This is a genomic window from Stenotrophomonas sp. 2694, from assembly GCF_040548715.1.
GTDB lineage: Bacteria > Pseudomonadota > Gammaproteobacteria > Xanthomonadales > Xanthomonadaceae > Stenotrophomonas > Stenotrophomonas indicatrix.
The window spans coordinates 495,335-514,764 of the sequence record NZ_JBEPSG010000001.1 but is presented as its reverse complement, the minus strand read 5'-3'; the positions used below and the strand labels follow the sequence as shown (position 1 = coordinate 514,764).

The 19,430-nt window shown below is 66.7% G+C and carries 18 protein-coding genes; 4 read left to right on the top strand and 14 right to left on the bottom strand.

From position 1 onward, the window contains the following. Positions 1 to 3 precede the first annotated feature (3 nt). On the bottom strand, positions 4 to 2,106 hold the full coding sequence (locus tag ABIA73_RS02330; RefSeq protein WP_354275382.1) for a sensor histidine kinase: 2,103 nt from the start codon (positions 2,104 to 2,106) through the stop codon (positions 4 to 6). Between the two features lie 143 nt (positions 2,107 to 2,249). On the opposite strand from ABIA73_RS02330, the gene ABIA73_RS02325 reads away from it, so the two are divergent. Next, positions 2,250 to 5,009, top strand: coding sequence for a bifunctional diguanylate cyclase/phosphodiesterase (locus ABIA73_RS02325; protein ID WP_025879118.1), 2,760 nt, complete (start codon positions 2,250 to 2,252; stop codon positions 5,007 to 5,009). Between the two features lie 109 nt (positions 5,010 to 5,118). On the opposite strand, the gene ABIA73_RS02320 is transcribed toward ABIA73_RS02325, so the two are convergent. From ABIA73_RS02320 to ABIA73_RS02285, 8 genes are all read right to left on the bottom strand, one after another. Further along, on the bottom strand, positions 5,119 to 6,168 hold the full coding sequence (locus ABIA73_RS02320) for a GAD-like domain-containing protein (RefSeq protein ID WP_059064149.1): 1,050 nt from the start codon (positions 6,166 to 6,168) through the stop codon (positions 5,119 to 5,121). Positions 6,169 to 6,356: 188 nt separating this feature from the next. Beyond that, positions 6,357 to 6,884 (bottom strand): hypothetical protein, encoded by a 528-nt coding sequence (locus tag ABIA73_RS02315; protein ID WP_354275381.1) that lies wholly within the window; start codon positions 6,882 to 6,884, stop codon positions 6,357 to 6,359. A 67-nt stretch (positions 6,885 to 6,951) separates the two neighbouring features. After that, complete coding sequence (locus ABIA73_RS02310; protein ID WP_354275380.1) at positions 6,952 to 7,167, bottom strand: hypothetical protein; 216 nt, start codon at positions 7,165 to 7,167, stop codon at positions 6,952 to 6,954. A 98-nt stretch (positions 7,168 to 7,265) separates the two neighbouring features. Next, the gene (locus tag ABIA73_RS02305; protein ID WP_025879122.1) at positions 7,266 to 8,456 is read right to left on the bottom strand and encodes a methyl-accepting chemotaxis protein; all 1,191 of its coding nucleotides are present in this window, start codon (positions 8,454 to 8,456) and stop codon (positions 7,266 to 7,268) included. 174 nt (positions 8,457 to 8,630) lie between these two features. Next, positions 8,631 to 9,245, bottom strand: coding sequence for a high frequency lysogenization protein HflD (gene hflD, locus ABIA73_RS02300; protein ID WP_025879123.1), 615 nt, complete (start codon positions 9,243 to 9,245; stop codon positions 8,631 to 8,633). After that, positions 9,242 to 10,384: a tRNA 2-thiouridine(34) synthase MnmA gene (gene mnmA / locus ABIA73_RS02295; protein ID WP_354275379.1), complete on the bottom strand. Its 1,143-nt coding sequence runs from the start codon at positions 10,382 to 10,384 to the stop codon at positions 9,242 to 9,244. The genes hflD and mnmA overlap by 4 nt, the downstream gene beginning before the upstream one ends. Next, complete coding sequence (locus ABIA73_RS02290) at positions 10,381 to 10,842, bottom strand: NUDIX hydrolase (RefSeq protein WP_025879125.1); 462 nt, start codon at positions 10,840 to 10,842, stop codon at positions 10,381 to 10,383. Before ABIA73_RS02290 ends, mnmA begins: the two co-directional genes overlap by 4 nt. 1 nt (position 10,843) lies before the next feature. Then, complete coding sequence (locus tag ABIA73_RS02285; protein WP_025879126.1) at positions 10,844 to 11,332, bottom strand: hypothetical protein; 489 nt, start codon at positions 11,330 to 11,332, stop codon at positions 10,844 to 10,846. A gap of 113 nt (positions 11,333 to 11,445) precedes the next feature. Between ABIA73_RS02285 and clpS the strand changes: the two genes are divergently transcribed. Then, positions 11,446 to 11,772, top strand: coding sequence for an ATP-dependent Clp protease adapter ClpS (gene clpS, locus ABIA73_RS02280; RefSeq protein WP_025879127.1), 327 nt, complete (start codon positions 11,446 to 11,448; stop codon positions 11,770 to 11,772). A 46-nt stretch (positions 11,773 to 11,818) separates the two neighbouring features. Here the strand turns inward: clpS and ABIA73_RS02275 are convergent, their stop codons facing one another. After that, positions 11,819 to 12,631, bottom strand: coding sequence for an APH(6) family putative aminoglycoside O-phosphotransferase (locus ABIA73_RS02275; RefSeq protein WP_279207483.1), 813 nt, complete (start codon positions 12,629 to 12,631; stop codon positions 11,819 to 11,821). 137 nt (positions 12,632 to 12,768) lie between these two features. On the opposite strand from ABIA73_RS02275, the gene clpA reads away from it, so the two are divergent. Beyond that, the gene (gene clpA / locus ABIA73_RS02270; RefSeq protein ID WP_032974818.1) at positions 12,769 to 15,051 is read left to right on the top strand and encodes an ATP-dependent Clp protease ATP-binding subunit ClpA; all 2,283 of its coding nucleotides are present in this window, start codon (positions 12,769 to 12,771) and stop codon (positions 15,049 to 15,051) included. A 73-nt stretch (positions 15,052 to 15,124) separates the two neighbouring features. On the opposite strand, the gene ABIA73_RS02265 is transcribed toward clpA, so the two are convergent. The 3 genes from ABIA73_RS02265 to aat all read right to left on the bottom strand — a co-directional run bounded on the left by ABIA73_RS02265 (position 15,125) and on the right by aat (position 16,769). Then, on the bottom strand, positions 15,125 to 15,520 hold the full coding sequence (locus ABIA73_RS02265; protein ID WP_059064152.1) for a hypothetical protein: 396 nt from the start codon (positions 15,518 to 15,520) through the stop codon (positions 15,125 to 15,127). Positions 15,521 to 15,723: 203 nt separating this feature from the next. Then, positions 15,724 to 15,942, bottom strand: a complete 219-nt coding sequence (gene infA, locus ABIA73_RS02260) for a translation initiation factor IF-1 (protein ID WP_005409596.1) — start codon at positions 15,940 to 15,942, stop codon at positions 15,724 to 15,726. An 86-nt stretch (positions 15,943 to 16,028) separates the two neighbouring features. Beyond that, positions 16,029 to 16,769 carry a leucyl/phenylalanyl-tRNA--protein transferase gene (gene aat / locus ABIA73_RS02255; protein WP_080148811.1) on the bottom strand — a complete coding sequence of 247 codons (741 nt, stop codon included), beginning with the start codon at positions 16,767 to 16,769 and terminating at the stop codon, positions 16,029 to 16,031. Between the two features lie 71 nt (positions 16,770 to 16,840). Here aat and ABIA73_RS02250 point away from each other — a divergent pair, with 71 nt between their 5' ends. Next, positions 16,841 to 18,109: a hypothetical protein gene (locus ABIA73_RS02250; protein WP_354275378.1), complete on the top strand. Its 1,269-nt coding sequence runs from the start codon at positions 16,841 to 16,843 to the stop codon at positions 18,107 to 18,109. Positions 18,110 to 18,170: 61 nt separating this feature from the next. On the opposite strand, the gene ABIA73_RS02245 is transcribed toward ABIA73_RS02250, so the two are convergent. Continuing rightward, a complete protein-coding gene (locus ABIA73_RS02245; RefSeq protein WP_354275377.1) occupies positions 18,171 to 19,295 on the bottom strand; it encodes a GNAT family N-acetyltransferase in 1,125 nt (374 codons plus the stop codon). Positions 19,296 to 19,430: the final 135 nt, after the last annotated feature.

Here is a 19,430-nt window from a genome sequence, read left to right as displayed (position 1 = left end):
GGCTCAGTATTCCGCTGACTCGACGGCCGCCGTAACAGCGGCCTGGTAAGGAAGGTGGACATCGACGAGGGTACCGGCGCCGTGCGCCGACTCGATCCGCACATGGCCGCCCACGCTCTGCGCACGCTCGCGCATCACGATCAGGCCGAGGCCGCGCGGGCCATCCGGATCGAACCCTTCGCCATCGTCACGGATCATCAGGTGCAGCCCGCGCTGGTCGACGTCGCGCAGCTGCAGCACCACCTGGCTGGCGCGCGCGTGGCGCAGCGCATTGGTCAGGCTTTCCTGGGCGATGCGGAAACAGGCCTGCTCGATGCTGTTGTCCGGGCGCGTGGGCAGCGGTTCAATCTCGGCCTGCAGCTCGACGGTGGACGAGCGGAACAGCACGCGTGCCTGCCAGCTCAATGCCGCTTCCAGGCCCAGCGCATCCAGCTGCGGCGGCCGCAGCAGGGTGGAGATGTCGCGCAGCTTGGCAACGGTGGTATCGGCCAGGCTGACGATCTGTGCCAGGTCCTCGCCGCGCCGCTGCGCATCGTCCTCGTCCTGCGCCGCATAGGCCGACAGCTTGATCGCGGTGATCGCCTGGCCGATGTCATCGTGCAGGTCGCGCGAGATTGCCCGGCGCTCGTCCTCCTGCAGCGAGAACAGGCGGCCGGCCATCGCCTGCAGCTCGCGGTTGCTGGTCTCCAGCGCGCTTCGGGTCTGTTCGGATTCACTCAGGTCGCGCACGATCAGCAGCTTGCAGTCGCGGCCGCCGTAGCGCACGTCGCCCACCGCAATGCCAGCCTGGAAGCTGCGGCCATCGGCGCGCTGCATGGCCACCACGCTGCTGTGGCCCGGGCTGTGCTGCGGCTGCCCGGCGCGCATCTGCGCGCGCATCCGGGCCAGATCGCCGCCTGCCACCAGGGCCGACAGCGGCTCACCCAGCAGCGTGTGGCTGCCGTAGCCGAACAGGCCGGCCGCCCACGCATTGGCATACAGCACATGCTCGTCGGACAGGATCACCACGCCATCGGGCAGCACCCGCACCAGCTCGCGGAACTGCTCTTCGCGTTCGCGCAACAGGCGCCGCGACTGCTCACGCTCGGTCACGTCCTGCAACGTGCCCAGTATCCGGTCACGTCCGGCTTCATCCACGCCGCTGGCGGCACGCAGGTGCACCATCAGCGCACGGCCATCCATTGCCAGTACCGGCAGCAGCACGTCCACCTGCACCTGCTCACCCGAGCACAGCTCGGCCAGCACCTGATCGGTCTGTGCGGCCGTGGCCGGGTCGGCTGCCACCAGCAGCTCGTCGAAACGGTGCCAGCGTCGCGCCTCGGGCGGGCGACGGCCCAGCAGGCGATAGACCTGGTTGGAGTAACGGCCCTGGCCGGTGGACGGGTCCAGCTCCCACGCGCCGATCCGGGCCAGCTCGTGGGCTTCTTCCACGCGGGCCAATGCCTGGTCGCGCCGCAGTTGGGCCAGGTCTTCAGCGGTGCGGTCGATGGCGATCAGCAGGCGCGCAGTGTGGCCGTCGTAGTCGATCGCGTTCGAACGCAGTTCCATCTGCCGCAGGCTGCCATCACGCAGCTGCAACTGCGCGCGCAGGATGCACAGCTGGTCGGGCGCGCCGCGGATCTCCTCCAGCTTGGTCTGCAACGCCTGGTCCTGGCCGGGTGGCCAGAGCACGTCGATGGTCTGCGCCAGAAGCGCCTCGCGGTCCCAGCCGAAGGTGCTGCAGGCGGCCGGATTGGCATCGAGGATGGCCAGGCTGTCCAGGTCATACACCAGGATCGGGCCCGGGTTGCCCTCGAACATCTGCCGCAGGCGCAGTTCGGAGGCCTGCAGGCGGGCATGGGTGTGCAGCACGTGCTCGGCCAGCGGCCGCAGCAGCAGGTACAGCAGGCCGGCGCTGGCCAAAGCGAAGAACGCGCCCTTCATGCTCTGCCAGAGCGCCGCCTGCTGCGGGTCGGGCACCAGCGCGGTCACCGCGCCGTCGGTGGCGATCATCCAGGCCAGCGCCATCGCCAGGTAGCTCAGCACGATGCGCCGACGGTCGCGCCCCAGCGCCTGCGCCATCCGCGGGTCGGGAACAGGGGCGGTGCCGGTCGGTTCTACGGGCATGGACAGGGCAGGGAGGCGGGCAGGGAGAAGGGGTGCGGGCCATCTTACCGCGCAGCTGTGCCCTGGCCACTCAATTATCCGCCGCAGGCGCCGTTAACCACTGCGTGCCCCGCTGTCGGGCGTTTCATCCGGAGCAAGATCGCGTGGACCAAGGGATCATCGCCAGCCTGCTGCAGCATCCGCTCGCCTCGGCGCTGGTCATCGTCGACCGCAGCGGGCGCCCGCTCGCGGCCAATCCGGCTGCGCGCGAGCATGGCCTGCCGGCCACGGTGGCCGCCTACGCGCCGATGCTGGAAGACCTGCGCCTGCTGGCTGCCGACGGTGGCATCGTCGCCTGCACGCTGCCGGGCGGCCCGCGCGGCCACTACGATGGCCACCTGCGCGCCGTGCATGACGGCAGCGGCAACCTGCTCGCCTTCACCCTCAGCGTGCCCGAGCCGGTGCCGGTTGATGGTGGCGGTCGTTGGGAACTTGCACTGGACAGCGCCGGCCACAGCCTGTGGGACTGGGACATCCCCAGCGACCGGGTGGCGCGCACGCCCGCGCTGGGTGAGGAAACGGCCACGCAGATACTGGCGCGCGTGCACGCCGACGACATCACCCAGGTGCGCGCCGCGCTGGATGAACACCTGCACGGTGACAGTGAGCAGTACAGCGCCCAGTTCCGCTTCCGCCAGGCCGATGGCCAGTGGCGATGGGTGCTGGACCGCGGCCGGGTGGTGGCCCGTACCGCCGACGGCCAGCCGCTGCGCATGGTCGGCACCCATACCGACATCGAGCAGCAGAAGCAGCTGGAAGCCCTGCTGCAGGAGCAACAACTTCATCTGCGCGAAGCCCAGCGCATCGCCAGCATGGGCAGCTGGTCGTTCGATCCGCACAGCCGGCAATTCTGGTGGTCGCCGGAACTGCGCTCGCTGCTGGCGCTGCGGCAGGACAGCATCCCTGGGCAGCGACGCTGGCTCAAGCAGCTGCACCCGCGCTCACGTGGCGCACTGCGTGCGGCCTGGCGCCGCCTGTGGCGCGATGGCCGGGCTGCCAACCTCGAACTGGAACTGACCCGCGGCAACGAACCCTCGCAGCATCTGCGGTTGTGGATGCAACCGTTGCTGGACATGGACGGGCAGCCCAAGCGCCTGCTGGGGCAGGTGCAGAACATCACCGAACAGCATCAGACCGATGCCCTCATCCGTTGGCGTACCGAACTGCTCAACCGCGTGTCCGCGCTGGGTCGCATCGGTGGTTGCGAGATCGAAGTGGCGACGCGCAACATGCAATGGACCGAGGAGTGTTATCGCATCCACGGCCTGCGCAAGGAACCGATCACCCTCGACCAGGCGCTCGCGTTGTATGCCGAGGATTCGCGTGCGGCGTTTGAAGCCGCGCTGGGGCGCATCGCCGGTGGCGGCCTGCCGGAGCAGCTGGATCTGTGCTTCTACCGCCAGTCCGGGTTGCGCGTATGGGTGCAGGTGCTGATCGAACTGGACCGTCGTGATGGCCTGCCGCCGCGCTTTGTGGTCCTGTTCCGTGACATCACCCGCGAGCGCGAAGCAAACGAGCGGATTGAGCTGCTTGCCCACTACGATCTGCTGACCGGACTGCCCAACCGGGTGCTGCTGGGCGAGCAGACCTCCGAAGCCATCGAGGAGGCGCGCGATCGCGGCACCTCGCTGGCGATGCTGTTCATCGACCTGGACGGCTTCAAGAACATCAACGACAGCTTCGGCCACGCCACTGGCGATGCGCTGCTGAAGGCCGCCGCAACCCGGCTGCACCAGAACCTGCGCAACAACGACCTGTTCGGCCGCTTCAGCGGCGACGAGTTCATCGTGGTGCTGCGCGACCTGGCCGAACCGGAAGATGCCGGGCACGTGGCGCGCAAGCTGATCAATTCGCTGGCCGAGCCGCTGCGCCGTGGCGACACCACCTTGAAAGTGGGCGCCAGCGTGGGCATCGCCATGCTCGGCGAGAGCCAGACCGACTTCGATTCGCTGCTGCGCGCGGCCGACGCAGCGATGTACGCGGCCAAGGAAGCTGGTCGCAATACCTATCAGTATTACAGCCAGGACGCGCTGGCGCGGATCCAGCGCCGGCTGGAGATCGAGCACGGCCTGCACGGCGCCATCGAGCGCGACGAGTTCAGCCTGGCCTATCAGCCACTGCTGCACGCCCATCACGGCGAGCCCCCGGCAATCGAGGCGTTGCTGCGCTGGCATCGTCCGGGCATTGGCTACTGCAGCCCGGCAGAATTCATTCCGATCGCCGAAAAGTGCGGCGAAATCGTCCGCATCGGCGACTGGGTATTGTCCGAAGCCTGTCGCCAGGCAGCCGCGTGGGATCGTGCCGGCCTGCATTTCGAGCGCATCGCCGTAAACGTGTCGGCAGTGCAGTTGCGCGATCGTGGCTTTGCCGAGCGCGTGATCGAGATCTGCCACGCGCATGGCTGGCCACCGCAGCGGCTGGAGCTGGAGCTGACCGAATCGGCGTTGATCCGTGACACCGACATCCTGCGCCACTGCTTCGATGTGCTGGAACGGCACGGCGTGCCGCTGGCAGTGGACGACTTCGGTACCGGCTTCTCCAACCTCAATTACCTCAACCGTTTCCCGGTCGGCCGCCTGAAGATCGACCGCAGCTTCGTGCAGGGCATGCTGCATGACTCGGGCACCGCCGAGGTGACCCAGGCCATCGTCCATCTTGGCCACGCACTGGGCATGAAGGTGGTGGCCGAGGGCGTGGAAACGCACCAGGAAGAAGACATGCTGCGCCGCCAGGGCTGCGACGAGATCCAGGGCTACCTGTACTCGCGCCCGCTCACACCGCGCGACCTGGCGCAGTGGCTGCGCCAGCAGCACCTCGCCCCAGGCCGCACCGATGCCGCCAGCGAAGTGATGCTGGCGCGCTGACATACTCATCCACGCATGGCGTGGATCTACTTCCGAGCTAGCCTTGGTGGGTGCCGACCTTGGTCGGCATGGATGCCTGAGATCGCGATCAGCTGTGCACAGCGCGGATTTACCTGTATTCAGCATCGGGCCGGAAGGACCGCCTCGCTGCTGTCTGCTCGGCAAGTGATTTCAGTTCAGCGAGACGATCCCGCTTGACCAGGTGCGCTGCCTCCCAACCGCCTTCGACAACCGCGGGCGAGAAACTGTAAATCTCGTTCGGAGCCAGAGGCCCCAGGGAATCGAGTGCATGTGCATGCAAGGGCCGCTCCTCTTCGTCGGTGACGTCAAGATAAGGCCCATCCAAGACGTCCAGCAGGAACGCCAGTTTCCAGTAGCGTTCCGCCGCATCGGCGGGGCCCGGTACATCCGAGTCCGCCGAAACCTGTGCGCCGTGCGGGTCGATGCTGATCTGCACGGCGGTATTCTCCCCACACAACAGAATCTGGCCGAAAGCGGTCACTGCGTAGGCGTGAAATGTATCGGCGTGCTGCAGCGGATTGCCCTGCAGGTAAGTTTCGACAACCCCCGCATACAGGTGGGGATCGACCATGACGAGCCTGTCGTCGCGATAGCGTGCGAACCCGTCGCGTCGCCACAGCGCCAGCAGCAGGTCAGGCAAGACGCCTTCCCATGCCGCAAGTGTTGCCTCGGGAACCGCCTCGCCTTTGGAGCTCACAGTGAAGCTCTGCATGAACGCGTCGGATTCAGTGCCCGCTGGTTGCGCTCCCATGCCTGGGGCGGCCAGCGCATTTCCGTCGAAGCCGATTGACAGATAGCCCAGGACCGTCAGCATCGCCTCGGCGTGTGCAAGCTGCGGGGTCGATTCGTGGGATGGAATGGCGGTTGCTTTGCTTCCTGAGACAAGCAACAAGGCGCCCGCTGGAAGGCCGTGCCACGACTCCTCCAGCACCAGATGGCGCTGCAGTGCCTCATCGGCATCATCGTCAAGGATGATGACTGGCGGACCGTCGTGCAGGCACCCCGCGGCCACCTCGACCGCTGCGTCGATCACGCCTGCGTCAGGATCGTACGGATCGATCGGAGCGGAGTAGGGCTGTTGGAACTCTCCAAATGTCTGCAGGGCCTGCTGAAGCGCCTCGAGTGAATCGGGATCCATGGTCAATGGGTGAGGGGGTGCCGGAAGCTGCAAGGCAACTGAAAGGCAGAGGGCTGTGCTGGACATCGGGCGGCAGTCTGATCAGAGCCGGAATCGGCCTGTCACGATGAACGGCGGATTGGCCGAGGTCCATGCAAACAATCCGAAACTGTATGGCTCTGGTGGATCCATCCACGCATGGCGTGGATCTACTGCGGCGCGGCAACCAAGCGCTCGGGAAATTCGGAGCGAAGTCGTGCGCGTACCGCTTCGACCACCTCTACATAGCGTCGGCGCTGGATGAAATAGCCTATGTAGAACAGCACCAGGGCCACCAGCATCGGCCACGCAGCGGGTCGGACGAGGATGACCGGCACCAGCATCAGTGTCAGGCCCAGCGCGAACCAGCTGCACAGCCCGATCACCCGCACCTCCCTGCGCCGTGCATCGATCATCACCCGCCCGCGCATCAGCGGAAAGTAGCGACGGCCAACGCTCGGCACGAAGCTCTCGCGAAAGGCGATGCTGCCGTCCGGCAGCGCGCGGAACACCAGGCAAAGCCAGGTATCGGGCGGCAGGTCATGCTCCAGACCGGCCAGTGAAAGCTGCGCCAGCTCTGCCGGCGTAGCGGCGATGCGCTGGTTGAACAGCGCGATGCCGGTGCGGAAGAAGAACGGCGCCCAGAGGGCCAGCAGCAGGAGTTCGATCAGCAGCAATGCGATCAGGGCGATGGCCATCGGTCTTCCATGAACGGGACCGGCGCATCATGCCACGTGGGCAGTTGCATCCACGCATGGCGTGGATCTACCTCAAGGCTTCCCCATCCAACCCCAAATCCCACGCCAGCCCCAGCAGCTCATTGGCCAGGCCCGACGGGGCAGGGCGGGCGTCGGCCAGCTTCTGCAGCTCCTGGAATTCTTCGCGGGCCACCTCTTCCAGCTGGCGCAGCTGCTCACGTACGCCCGCATTGCGCGGGCGCTCGTTCTCGTTGATCGGGGGCAGGGCGCGGATCAGGGTCATGGTGCGCTTGCAGGATGCATCCAAAGGCGGGTCACACGCAAAGGCCCCGGCAGAACCGGGGCCTCGCACGCTGCCGGACGGGGCAGCGGACATCAGGATCAGAACAGCTCGACCGTACCGGCGCCCATGCTCTGCTGGGCAACCGGCTTGTGCGGCGGACGCTCCCATTCGCTGCGCAGTTCGCGCAGGCGGTTGCCGGTGCGCTGCAGGGCAGAGGCGATTTCTTCGTCGAACACGCCGCCGTTGCGGTGCAGCAGTTCCTGCAGGGCCACCGCTTCGCGGTTGATCGCGGTCAGGCGGTCCAGGTGGGTATGCACGCCGCCCAGGGCCTGGGTGGCGATGTCCTCGAACTGCAGGGCACGCACGGCTTCGGCCACGCTGCCGTCGATCGAGCGCGCGCAGTCGGACACTTCGCGCATGCCGTCACCCAGCGAAGCGTTGATCTGCGCCACGTTGTCCAGCATCGCCGCGGCTTCCTGGCGCGCTTCACGGGAGCGGTCCATATCGCGCGAGGCCATGTGCGAAACCGTCTCGCGGACCTTGGCGATGGCATCCTTGGAGCTGTGCGCCAGCTTGCGGATCTGCTCGTTGAAGGTGGTCGAACGCTCGGACAGGTTGCGGACCTCGTCGGCAACCACGGCGAAACCGCGACCGGCTTCACCGGCACGCGCAGCTTCGATGGCAGCGTTCAGGGCCAGCAGGTTGGTCTGGTCGGCAATCGACTTGACGTCTTCCAGCAGCGCGAAGATGCCATCCAGGTGCTGCGCCATCTGGTCGATGTGCTGCACGGTGGTGCTGCTCTGGCCGCTGACCTGCTCCAGCGCTTCCACCAGCTGTTCCATGCGGTGGCTGGCGTGCTGGGCGAAACGGGCAACGTCGAGGCCGGCGCCGCCTTCGTCACCGGCGCGGTCGACGATGCGTGACAGGGCCTGGCTCTGCTGGCGCGACTTGCGGTTCATGGCATCGAAGCTGCCGCCGAGGCTGGAGACGGCCTGGCGGATCAGGTCGCGGGCGCGTTCCACTTCGCCACGCGAACCGTCGATCTCGTTGCCGACGAAGTTGCGCAGTTCGGTCAGCAGCTGGTCCTGCTCACGCAGGACACGGGCATGTTCCGGGGAACGGTGCGCCTGGGCGCGGGCGGTCCACCACGCAAAGCCGAGCCAGCTCAGCGTCATCGTGGTCAGGATCGCCCAACGCAGGGCGACCGGCCATTCGAAACCGATGGCGAAGGGGAGCAGCAGGGTCAGAGCCAAGGGGGCGGCCAGACGGATGAAAATGCGTGAGTACATGGACGTTCTCGGGAGGTGCACGGAGGATGTATCGGCCGTACCCCCTTTCTCTTTAACGTCGATGTGCTCACTGAATGCGCCGGATTTCTGGCGCCATCCGCCGGGCATGGCCCGGCGCTACCCTCGGGGCGCTCGGTCGCCAGCGCCGGGCCATGCCCGGCGGGCTTCCCACCCTCAGGCCAGCTGCCGGTCCACGGCCTCGACCATCGCCTTGCGGCTGAGCAGGAAGTCCCAGTAACTGCCACCCAGCTGCCGCCACAGTACGGCGGCGCGCACGGCGGCCAGCAGCAGCGCACGGATCTCGGCCACCACGCCGGCCTGGCCCAGGTAATGCGGGTTGCCCTGCACCATGACCCGCGGCTTGAGGTGGCTGATGGTGTCTGCATACAGGCCGCCCAGCGCGGCCAGAACATCCGGGTGGCCGCTGTCACCCAGCTCGGTGGCCTGGCGCTGGGCGCGCTCGATACCCGAGGCGACCTTGTTCACGGTGGCGCCGTCCTGCACGAACCGGCGCTCCAGCTGCAGTACCGACAGGGCCAGCTTGGGCAGGATCGGGTCCTGGCCCTGGCTGCGGAAATAATTGTGCAGCAGGCGCAGGCCGGATTTCAGGGCGTGCCGATCGCCAAAAACCGCCTGCGGCGAGGACGCATCGATGCGGAACACGCTGTCCACGGCAGTGCGCACGGCAGCGGCGTCGGAGTGGCCGGTATCGGCGATACGGCGTACCTGCTGCAGGGCCTGGGCAATGCCGGCCAAAGCCAGAACGCGGTCGTCGACAGTGAAACTCATGCAGCGATTACCTCAAAAGGAGAAGGGGTGGTGCGCAGGCGCTGTTCCAGCGGCGCGTCGGTGGCGGCGATCACCGCGCCACCCAGGCAGACCTCACCGTCATACAGCACCAGGGATTGCCCGGGGGTGACTGCACGCTGCGGCCGGGCGAAGGTGACCTGTACGCTGCCATCGTCCAGCACATCCACCGTGCACGGCTCATCGGGCTGGCGGTAGCGGGTCTGCGCGGTGCATTCAAAACGCCGTGCCGGTGGTGCGCCGGCAATCCAGTGCGCGGTCTCCGAGCGCAGCCTGTTGGACAGCATCCACGGGCTGTCACGGTCCTGGTCCACATACAGCACGTTGCTGGCCACGTCCTTGCCGACCACATACCAGGGCGCGGCAGGGCGGCCGCGCACACCGCCGATGTTCAGGCCTTCGCGCTGGCCCAGGGTGAAATAGAAGACGCCAGGATGTTCGGCGATCACGCTGCCATCGCTGGGATCGAGGATCTGCCCGGCCTTGGCCGGCAGGTAGCGCCCAAGGAACTCACGGAAATCGCGCTCGCCGATGAAGCAGATGCCGGTGGAGTCCTTCTTGGCATGGGTCGGCAGGCTGACGTCGCGGGCAATCCGGCGCAGGTCGCTCTTTTCCAGGTCACCAATCGGGAACAGGGTGGCCGCCAGCTGCTCCTGCCCCAGCTGGTGCAGGAAGTAGCTCTGGTCCTTGGAACGGTCGGCGCCGCGCAGCAGCAGCCACTGATGGCCGCGCTGGGCAATGCGTGCGTAATGGCCGGTGGCGATCCGCTCGGCACCCAGTTCGCGGGCCGCATCAAGGAAGTGCTTGAACTTCACTTCGCGGTTGCACAGCACGTCCGGGTTGGGCGTGCGGCCGGCGGCGTATTCGGCCAGGAAGTGCTCGAACACGGCCTGCCAGTATTCGTTGGAGAAATCGCGGAAATGGAACGGAATGCCCAGCAGTCCGCAGACCGCTACCGCGTCGCGGCGGTCGTCCTCGGCGCGGCAGTCACCGCTGCCGTCGTCGGCCCAGTTCTGCATGAACAGACCGGCCACGGCCTCGCCCTGCTGCACCAGGCGCCAGGCAGCCACGGAAGAATCCACGCCGCCAGACACGCCAACCATCACCCGAGGGCTGCTCATGCGACCTCCCGGACCAGTGCAAGCGGGTAGCGCTGGCCGGCCAGGTAGTCGGCCAGCACCTGCCAGACCAGTGGGCTGCGCTGGCGTCCGGCGGCGGCCTGCAGTTCGGCCGGGGTCATCCACAGCGCCCGATCGATGCCGGCATCCAGCGGCCGCGCGGGGTCGTGCGAGACCGGGCGCGCGGCATAACAGAAGCGCAGGAACGGGGTGCCGTCACCGGCGGTCCACTGGTAGCAGCCGATGAAGGCGGTCAGTTCCACCGTCCAGCCGGTTTCCTCGACGGTCTCGCGCAGGGCGGCCTCGGCCAGGCTTTCACCCGGCTCCAGATGCCCGGCCGGCTGGTTCAGCACCTGCCGGCCCTCGATGGTTTCTTCCACCAGCAGCACCCTGCCGCCGTCGACCACCACGGTGGCGACGGTTGCATGCGGTGCCCAGCGCGGGTCCGGCGAGGTGTTCAACTCAGAGATCGTCCTTCTTGGTCAGCTCCAGCTCCATCGCGTCGGCGGTGCGGATGGCCGCATCGATGGCGTCGCTGAGCTGGTCGGAGGTGGCGTCGGCATCGATCTTCACCACGAACATCGCAGTCGATTCCTGCTTCACCCAGCCGCCCATCTTGGCGTCCTGCGAATCTTCCAGCAGGCGGTTGGCCACGGCCACCGGGAACTGCTTGGTCTGCGAGGTGTAGCCCGGCGACCAGATCTCGCGGATGTTGTGGGTACCGAAGTCTTCCACCGACGAGCGCACATAGACGATCTGGGTGCGATCGCCTTCGACATCGAACACCATCTGGTAATCGCCGTCTTCATCGACCTCGTAGGTGTAACCCAGCTTTTCCAGGTGACGGGCAACGGCCTTGTCGGCCTTCGTGCTGTCAGTGGTGGTCGCAGCGCCAGCGGTGCCCGCGGCAGCCAGGGCGATCAGCAGGGCGGAGAGAAGGGTCCTTTTCATGAAGATCCTGTGAAACCAAGTGTGTGGGAAGGTGCAATTGTGACGGCGGGCGCCCGTGCCGTCCATTCCACGCGGGGCCTACGCAAGGCCGTCGCACCCCTTATAATCGGCAGATGCCTCGCGAGTCCGCCCCCGATTCCCACCACGAGCACGGCGTTGCCGTGGAGCCCGCGCGCCCGGAAGTGGCGCCGCCGCCGTTCTACCAGGTCATGCTGCTCAACGACGACTACTCCCCGATGGATTTCGTCGTGGACGTCCTGCAGCAGTTCTTCAACATGGATCTGGACAAGGCCACCCAGGTGATGCTGCACGTCCACACCCGTGGCCGTGGCGTCTGCGGTGTGTTCACCCGCGAAGTGGCCGAAACCAAGGTGGCCCAGGTCAACGAGTACGCGCGGATGAACCAGCACCCGCTGCTGTGCACGATGGAGAAGGCCTGATCCTGGCACGGCGTGCCCACCAGGGTGGGCACCTACCAGGTTCGAGTCACGCCTCCGCCAGCGCCTGCAGGGCCATCACGGCCACCGCCTCATCGATGTCGGCCGGGTCGCCATCATCCCTGAACCACACCGCTGACAGGCCGGCACTGGTCGCGATCCAGCGCAGCAGCCGCGTGCGCTCGAGATCGGCCAGCCGGCAGACTTGTTCCACCCGGGCATGGAAGCGCTCGGGCCGTGTTGCCACATGGATGCCCGGCCCGCACAGGTCCGGGTTGCTGAACATCGTGGTGTAGTCGAACGCACGGTCACCCAGCAACCGCTTCGGGTCGATCGCCAGCCAGCCCCGCGCGCCGAAATCCAGCACGTTGTCGTGGTGCAGGTCGCCGTGCAGGGGCCGGATCTCCTGCTCGTCCTCCAGCAGTGCCATCGCCAGCGATCTGCACTGTTCCAGCAATGGCGGCAGCGGTGCCCTTGGTTGCAGCAGATCGGCGAACCATCTACGCAGGCAGACCAGATCTTCTGGTGGCGCGCTCCGTGGCCGGTGCAGCTGCTGCAGGACCTGGCACAGGATCATGGTGCAGGCGTCGTCCTCGCCCTTGATCGAGCGTTGCCGCAGCGAATCGCCGTGCGCCCGTTCGATCAGGATCGCCGGCCCCTCGTGGGCCAGCAGGCGTGCGGCACCGTCGCCGTTCCACCAGCGCAGCAGGCGATGGCCGTTCTGTTCCTCTGTCTCCGTGCTCACCTTCAACATGGCCGCCTCGCCAGAGGCGGTCAGCACCGGCCAGAGCCGGGCATGGGGGGTACGGATCGAAGGACCATCACGTCGCAATCGCCAGCGGCTCAGGTAGGGTTCGCTCATGTGGGTGGGCTGTCCTGGAGTGAACGATGATCAAGCGTTTGGTAGTGCTAACGCCATCTGAACGTCGCAATCCGCTAGGGTGATGGAAATCGTGTAGTCAGGCCGCATATTGTCTCCAACTGCCGCCGGAGTAATCCATGTTCAGCAAAGACCTCGAACACACCATCGGCCAGTGCTACAAGCGCGCCCGTGAGGCCCGACATGAGTTCATGACGGTCGAACACCTGCTGTTGGCACTGCTCGACAACCCGTCCGCCCAGGCCGTACTGAAGGCTTGTGGCGCCGACGCCGACCGCCTGCGCCAGGAGCTGGAGCAGGCCATCGAGGCCTCCGTGTCCCGCCTGGCCGAAGATGACGGCCGCGATACCCAGCCCACGCTGGGCTTCCAGCGCGTGCTGCAGCGGGCCGTGTACCACGTGCAGTCCTCCGGCAAGAAGGAGGTCACCGGCGCCAATGTGCTGGTCGCCATCTTCGGCGAGAAGGACTCCCACGCGGTCTATTACCTCAACCAGCAGGATGTCACCCGGCTGGATGTGGTCAATTACCTGTCCCACGGCATCGCCAAGCTGGGCGAGGAAGGCGAGCAGCCGTCCTCCTCCGAGGGTGAGGGCCGCATGGAAGGGGGCGAAGGCGAGCCCAAGGGCGATGCCCTGACCGAGTTCGCCAGCAACCTCAACGAGCAGGCGCGTGCCGGTCGCATCGACCCGCTGGTCGGCCGTGCCGACGAGATCGAGCGCACCATCCAGGTCCTGTGCCGCCGCCGCAAGAACAACCCGCTGTACGTGGGCGAGGCCGGCGTCGGCAAGACCGCGATTGCCGAGGGCCTGGCCCGACGCATCGTTGAGGGTTCGGTGCCGGACGTGCTGGCCGATGCGGTCATCTATTCGCTCGACCTCGGCGCGCTGGTGGCCGGTACCAAATACCGTGGCGACTTCGAAAAGCGCCTGAAGGGCGTGCTGACCGCGTTGAAGAAGGTGCCCAATGCGGTGCTGTTCATCGACGAGATCCATACCATCATCGGCGCCGGTTCGGCGTCGGGCGGCACCATGGACGCCTCCAACCTGATCAAGCCGGCACTGGCGTCGGGCGAGCTGCGCTGCATCGGCTCGACCACCTTCCAGGAATACCGCGGTATCTTCGAGAAGGACCGGGCGCTGGCCCGTCGCTTCCAGAAGATCGACATCGTCGAGCCGACCGTGGGCGAAACCTACGAGATCCTGCAGGGTCTGAAGTCGAAGTACGAAGCCCACCACGGCGTCACCTACGCCGATGAAGCGCTGCAGGCCGCCGTCGACCTGTCGGTCAAGCACATCGCCGATCGCCTGCTGCCGGACAAGGCCATCGACGTGATCGATGAGGCCGGTGCCCGCCAGCGCCTGATGCCGGAAGGCCAGCGCAAGGAGCTGATCGACGTCGAGGAAGTCGAGGCCATCGTCGCCAAGATGGCGCGCATTCCGGCCAAGCAGGTCAGCGCCACCGACAAGGATGTGCTGCAGCACCTGGAGCGCAACCTGAAGATGGTGATCTTCGGCCAGGATCCTGCCATCGGCACCCTGGCGTCGGCCATCAAGCTGGCACGCTCGGGCCTGGGCAATCCGGAAAAGCCGATCGGCAACTTCCTGTTCGCCGGCCCCACCGGTGTCGGCAAGACCGAGGTGACCAAGCAGCTGGCGCTGCAGCTGGGCATCGAGCTGGTCCGATTCGACATGTCCGAGTACATGGAGCCGCATTCGATCAGCCGCCTGATCGGTGCGCCCCCGGGCTACGTCGGCTTCGACCAGGGTGGCCTGCTGACCGAGAAGATCGTCAAGACGCCGCACTGCGTGCTGCTGCTGGATGAGATCGAGAAGGCGCACCCGGACATCTTCAACATCCTGTTGCAGGTGATGGACCGCGGCGTGCTGACCGACACCAACGGCCGCGAAGCCAACTTCAAGAACGTGGTGCTGGTGATGACCACCAATGCCGGCGCGGCGCAGGCCTCGCGGCGCTCGATCGGCTTCACCAAGCAGGATCACGCCACCGATGCGATGGAGACCATCCGTCGTGCGTTCACCCCGGAATTCCGCAACCGCCTCGATGCGGTGGTGCAGTTCCAGCCGCTGGGCTTCGAACACATCCTGCGCGTGGTGGACAAGTTCCTGATCGAGCTGGAGATGCTGCTGCAGGAGAAGCACGTCAGCCTGTCGGCCACGCCGACTGCGCGCGACTGGCTGGCCCACCACGGTTTCGACCCGCTGATGGGTGCCCGCCCGATGGCGCGGGTGCTGCAGGACAAGGTGAAGCGCCCGCTGGCCGACGAACTGCTGTTCGGCAAGCTGGTCAACGGTGGCAAGGTCAGCATCGACGTGCGCAACGACGAGCTGGTGGTCGAGGCGCAGGCCGAGCCGGAACGGCTGTTGCCCGCCACGGTGGAGTAAGGATGTGCCGGGCAGCGCCCGGCAACGGAAGCAACGACAGGGCGGCGCAGGCCGCCCTTGTCGTGTCAGCTCCTCAGCGGCTGCGCTGGCGGGCCATGCGCTGGAAGGTGGCAGCTTCGAGGGGCTCGATCCGCTCGACCGTGCAGCTGGCGCGGTCGGTCTTCAGTACGCTGCGTGAGCCGGCGCACAGCTGGTTGCTTTCGCCCTGGGTTTCAAAGGCCAGCCGGCGCGAGGTCACGGCGCCGTTGCAGGAGGCTTTGAACACCACGCGGTAGTGCTGGTCACCATTGCGCAGCAGCACATCGCGATCGGCGCCGGCGCGGACGATCTGCTGGTCTTCGCTCAAGGCAATGCAGCTGTCACCGGCGCTTGCCGACGGCGTGTCGGCGGCCTGGGCGGCGGGTGCGATCAGGGCGGCAGTGCTGAGTACCAGGGCGGCGAAGCCAGCGGGCAGGGAGGTCACGTTCATGGCAGGGGCAGGGGATGGCGATCCGGACTGGATCGGATGCCACGATGACGCTGCCGCTGCGAATGCGAATCTGCCGCAAGCATGGCTGACCGATGTCACGGTGCATTCGGTCAGGGTGCCGTCCGGCAGGGCCGGATTGCAGGCATGACAAAAGGCCAGCGTCCAGGGCTGGCCTTGTCGAGGTGGCGCAACGCGCCAGCCGCTTACTTCATTCGGTAGGTGATACGACCCTTGGTCAGGTCGTACGGGGTCATTTCAACCTTGACCCGGTCACCGGTGAGGATGCGGATGTAGTTCTTGCGCATGCGGCCGGAGATGTGGGCGATGATTTCGTGCCCATTTTCCAGACGAACGCGGAAAGTGGTGTTCGGCAGCGTCTCGCTGACGGTGCCCTCGAACTCGATGGAATCGTCTTTCGACATGTAGTCCTGTGCGGTTCAGAAAACGGCCACGCTGGGCCTAAGGCGCAGCATTTTACGCGTCAAACGCCCAGCTTGCAAAGATTGTGTTATTCCCCGGCAAAATCGGCTGCCTGCACGCGCCCGACGAGCCGGGTCCAGGCGCCTTCCCGGCCCGGCGCCTGTACCGCGCTGCGGACCTGCTGCAGAAACGGCGCGCGCGGCAGATGCTCGGCACCCATGCGCAGCAGATGCGGATTTTCCACCTGCGCGTCGATCAGTGGCCAACCCCAGCCGTGAAGCGTGCGTGCCAGTGCGGCCAGCGCCACCTTGGAGCCGCCACTTTCGCCACTGAACATGCTTTCACCAAAGAACATCGTGCCGATGGCCACACCATAGATGCCGCCGACCAGCGTCTGCCGATCCCACACCTCGAAGGAATGTGCGAAACCCAGGTCGTGCAGCTGGCTGTAGGCATCCACCATCGCCGGGCTGATCCAGGTGCCGTCCTGGCCGGGGCGGGGCGCGCTGGCGCAGGCACGCATCACCTGGCTGAAGGCGGTATCGGCGGTCACTTCCCAGCAGTTGCCGCGCAGCTGCCGGCGGAACCTGCTGCTCAGGTGCACGCCGTCGGTACGGAACACCATGCGCGGGTCCGGCGACCACCATAGGATCGGCTCGCCTTCACTGAACCACGGAAAGATGCCGCCGGCATAGGCATTGAGCAGGCGCAGCGGGTGCAGGTCGCCGCCCACCGCAAGCAGGCCATCGGGTTGGCGCAGCGCTGTCTCGGCCGGCGGGAAGGGGGCATCCGGCGCATCGGCCAGGCGCCAGGGCAACTGACGGGTCATGCCGGCATTGTATTCGTCGTGACGATGCGCGATGTCTGGCACCATCACGCACTATCGGCAAGGAGCCCCGCATGAGCGATCCGATCACCGCCATCCTCGATGCGCACGATGCGCCGCGCACACGCAATGACAGCCTGGCCATGCTGTTGACCCTGGCCAGCGAAGACCGTCCCCAGCTTGGCGCGCTGCTGCTGCGGGCGCTGGACCGCCCCTCGCCCAGCTCCACCTTCCTCGACACCGCCCTGGATCTGCTGCCGGACGAGGCTGTCGCCCCGGTCTGTATTGACGCCTGGCGGCGCTATCGTGACGGCGAGCGCGGCGAGCTGCTGACCAGCGTGCTGGAGTTTGCCAGCTACCAGGCGCCGCACACGCTGCAGGACGATTGGGAGGCGCTGCTGGAGGTCGCCATCGAGGATCACATCCAGCTGGCCTCGCAGGTCTGGCAGGCATTGCCGCCGTCGGTTGCGACTGACTGGGCGCATCGGTTGACCGAGGCAGACGACGATCGCGAACTGGAGCGGGCCAAGGCAGTGCTGCTGGCCACCCAGCCGGAGACCCATGCCGCCGCCCGTGGCTACCTGGCGGACTGGAGCGACCTGGATGCCGAGGTCTGGGCGCACTGGGCAGGCTTGGCCGATGGCCCGCGCCTGCGCCATCTGCATGGCCGGCAACCGCTGCACCTGCGCTTCGGGCGCGAACAGCATCGTGCACAGGTGGCCGAAGAGCCTGCCTGGCGCAAGCGGATCTGGCGGCTGCATCCCACCTGGAATGGCGGCCAGGTGCTTCACGCCGGGCGCGTGGGCGGGCTGCTCGATGCCTTGTGCGGCAGCTGTCATGCGCCGCTGCAGCGTCTGCTGCAGTCCGATGCTGCGGCGCTGCAGCCGGACGCGGAGGGCGAGGTCACGCTCGGGCTTTGCCTGGACTGCTGTGGCTGGGAAGACCCGCCCGTGCGTTTCTATCGGCACGATGCACAAGGCATGCCGAGCTGCCACCCCAGCCAGCACTGCCAGGTGCCGATCAATCCCACCGACAGCGGCGACCTGCTGCAGGCCGAGGTGGGTCTTGCCGCGATGGACAGCCATCGCTGGCAGCAGCAGGACTGGGGCCAGTCCAATCACCGGCAGAACCTGTCGCGGGTGGGTGGCGCACCGAGCTGGGTGCAGAGCGCGCACTACCCGGCGTGCATCGATTGCGGCGAGCAGATGCCTTTTGTGATGCAGCTGGACTCAACGTTGCCGACTAACAATGAAGGCATGTTGCTGTGGGGTAGTGGCGGCATGCTCTACAGCTTCTGGTGCGCGAAGTGCCGGGTGAGCGGGCACTTCTGGCAGTGCACCTGAGCGCCGCATCCCCGCCATTGCCGTGGTGGATGCCAACCTTGGTTGGCGCGCTTCTCCGACGCTACGGTTCCGCGCGGAACGGGCCATGCCCCTGCAGCTCCTGCTGGTAGCGCCGCACATCCCGCCGCTCCTGCCGGCACCAGTCGCGCAGTGCCTCGGCAAACTCCGCATCGGCCACCCAGTGCCGGCTGCGCACGATGGTGGGCAGGAAGCCGCGTGCCAGCTTGTGCTCGCCCTGCGCACCCGGCTCGAACCGGGCCACGCCCTCGCGCAGGCAGTACTCGATGCCCTGGTAGTAGCAGGCCTCGAAGTGCAGGCCGGGCAGGGTGGCACCGCCCCAGTAGCGGCCGTACAGCGTGTCGCCACCGCGCAGGCACAACGCGCCGGCAATCGGTTCGCCGTCCTGTTCGGCCAGGAACAGCACCAGCCCGCGTCCCAGTGAAACCGCCAGATGGCGCAGGAACGCTTCGGTCAGCGCTGGCGCGTTGCCGTATTCCAGGAACGTCTGCAGGTAGAAGCGGTACATCGCCTGCAGATCGGCGCGGGTGGCCTCATCGCCATGCACCACCCGGAAGCTGATGCCCTGGCGGCCGACCTTGGCGCGCTCCTGGCGGATGTTCTTGCGGTGCTTGTGGTCCATCGCGCCCAGGAACTGCTCGAACGTCACCCATTCGCCCGGGTTCTGCCACTGGAACTGGATGTCCTCGCGCAGCAGCCAGTCGTCATCGAAGACCGTTTCGTCAGCTGCCGTGTGGAAGTTGATGTGGGCTGATGACACATCCAGCGCGGGCAACCGGTCGCGCAGTGCCGTCAGCAGGGCGGTGCGCTGCGCGTCGTCACGGGCCAGCAGGCGCGGACCGGTCACCGGCGAGTACGGCACCGCGCCGAGCCACTTCGGGTAGTAGTCGCGTCCGTGCCGCGCATAGGCATTGGCCCAGGCGTGGTCGAACACGAACTCACCGTGGGAATTGGTCTTCAGGTAGCCGGGAACGGCGCCGACCAGGGCATCACCGTCCCAGAGGGTGAAGTGCCGCGGCTGCCAGCCCCAGTCCTCGCGCAGGCAGCCGTAGGTTTCCAGGCCGGACAGGAAGGCGTGGCTGACGAATGGATTGCGGCCATCGTGCAGGGCGTCCCAGGCGGTGGCGGGAACGGTCTGCAGGGAGTCGAGGAAGCGGGCGGTGGGCATGTGAGAAAGGATAGGGCAGGTGGGATGCGAACGGTGCTGGCGGGATCGGGTTGGTTTGTTCCGGGCCTTGAGTGAGGAAAGTTTGAATCCTTTGGGGGTGTGCGCGCGTTGGAAGAACGCCGCTGCGGCATCGGA